This is a genomic window from Pseudoalteromonas sp. MER144-MNA-CIBAN-0113, from assembly GCF_040308965.1.
GTDB lineage: Bacteria > Pseudomonadota > Gammaproteobacteria > Enterobacterales > Alteromonadaceae > Pseudoalteromonas > Pseudoalteromonas tetraodonis.
The window spans coordinates 1-253 of sequence record NZ_JBEOOG010000471.1 but is presented as its reverse complement, the minus strand read 5'-3'; the positions used below and the strand labels follow the sequence as shown (position 1 = coordinate 253).

General features: G+C 40.7%; 1 protein-coding gene. It reads right to left on the bottom strand.

Annotation, left to right across the window (positions count from 1 at the left end; genetic code table 11):
* The coding region (locus AAEY57_RS20545; RefSeq protein ID WP_350608730.1) for a sensor histidine kinase at positions 1-253 on the bottom strand (253 nt) is incomplete at both ends.

Genomic DNA, 253 nt, shown 5'->3' with positions numbered 1-253 from the left:
GCCCAATCCGGTACCACCGGCACCGCTATTTGTTTTGCTGCTTTGTACAAACTTAGTAAAAATATGTTCCAGCTCATCTTCTGGTATCCCGACCCCATTATCGGTAACCTCTATAGTAGCAAGCTTATTATCTGACTCTAAATTTACCCGTATTTTACTTTTGGGCTCGCTAAATTTAAGTGCATGACCTAATACGTTTCTAAGCAACTGATTTATGTGCTCTTCATCACATTGCGCAATTACAGGTAATGGC